Annotated in this window: 2 protein-coding genes; both read left to right on the top strand. The window is 61.8% G+C overall.

What is annotated here, in order from left to right; all coding sequences use genetic code 11:
• The coding region (locus tag AC1DWG_RS30370; protein ID WP_477788766.1) for a calcium-binding protein at window positions 1-748 on the top strand (748 nt) is incomplete at its 5' end.
• A 621-nt stretch (window positions 749-1369) separates the two neighbouring features.
• The coding region (locus AC1DWG_RS30365) for a hypothetical protein (protein ID WP_477788765.1) at window positions 1370-1677 on the top strand (308 nt) is incomplete at its 3' end.

Below are 1677 nucleotides of genomic sequence, written 5' to 3'. Positions count from 1 at the left end.
CCTCGGGGACGTGGTGACCGAGCTCGCCGGTTCTGGCAGCGACACGGTCTGGACCTCGCTCGGGAGCTACGTCCTGGGYGCCAACGTCGAAAACCTGTTTTTCGGCGGCAGCGGCGACTTTGCGGGCACCGGCAACGCGCTCGACAACACGATCGCGGGGGGGGCGGGTAATGACGTCCTCGTCGGTRRCGCAGGTAACGACMTCATCATCGGTGGCGCAGGTRCCGACACGATGGCCGGCGGTGTCGGCAACGATATCTACGAAGCCACCGAGCTTGGGGACGTGGTGAGCGAGCTTGGCGGTGAGGGTATTGACACGGCCTGGACCTCGCTCGGGAGCTACGTCCTGGGTGCCAACGTCGAAAACCTGTTTTTCGGCGGCAGCGGCAACTTTGCGGGCACCGGCAACGCGCTCGACAACGTGATCGGGGGGGGGGCGGGTAATGACGTCCTCGTCGGTGGCGCAGGTAACGACGTGATGAGTGGCGGCGTCGCCGGCAACGATATCTTCGCGTTTGCCCCAGGCTTCGGCAACGATACGATCCTGAACTTCGGATCCAACCCGGCCGCAGGGCAGGACTTGCTCGATATCACGGGGATGGGGGTCACCAGCGCGGTGTTCGCGACCAACGTGAGCATAACGGCTGACGGGGCGGACACGGTGGTCGGGATCGGAGCGGACTCCATCCGCCTTGTGGGTGTCAGCAGTGCGACCGTTGATCAGACGGACTTCATTCTGGTCACTTGAGGTACTGGTCAGTACTGTCGCAGGGAGCGTGGACCGCGGAGGGGAGGGCAATGGATGCCCTCCCTTTCTCTTTTCACTCAATTGTCCATTGGCTATCGGGGGGGGGGGCAGCAGCGTTTACCTTCTGCCGCAAAGGTTCGTCAACGCTCTGGAAGTATCAGGTGTTGGATCTAGAGCACATGGGGATGGACTGCTGCAACGATATGAAAAGCCCGACCGAGCAGTCGTGCCGGTTTTAACCATTCGGGTCAGGTTGAAGTTTTTGCGCAATCCATACGTCAGTCCTGATGCTCTTTTGTTGAACTCGGGCTGAAAGCACTTCTCCAAAGAGAGTGTGGGAATATTTCCCACGAAACGATGCTAGCTGGCTCTGAGGGATCGTGCGGATACCGCAGTTGCTCTTGATTGCTGCAGATTTATGGCCGTGCCGGTTGGCTGGCCGCTCCAATGGGCGGCCGGGAACTCACTGGACTTTGCGTTCGATACGGAGATGACGACGCAACTCCAAGCGGAGGTGCATCATGCTGCTCAAGAAATGCTTGTTGGCTCTTGCAATTGGCGGGGTCCTGTCGGCATCGACGGTCCTGGTACCCGATTACATCGGTAGTTTCTCCAGCGTGTATGCCAAAGATGGCGGCAGCGGTGGAGGCGGTGGTGGTCACGGCGGTGGCGGCGGTGGCTCCGGCAGTGGAGGTTCCGGAGGTGGTGGTCACGGTGGTGATGGCGCAGGTGGTCACGGTGGCAACGGCCACGGAGAGGGTGGCGATCATGGTGCTGCAGGCCATGGCGCTGACGGTCATGGCGGCCCGGGGCGCGGCGACGCTGACCATGGTGGTATGGCCGGGAACAGAGGCCCAGGCAATGCGCGTGACAACGACGATGACCATGGTGGCATGGCCGGGAACAGAGGCCCGGGCAAAGCGCATGCC

This window comes from Pseudomonas sp. P4_B3 (assembly GCF_056402295.1).
Note: the sequence above shows the minus strand (reverse complement) of the source record. Positions and strands in the feature narration are given on the sequence as shown.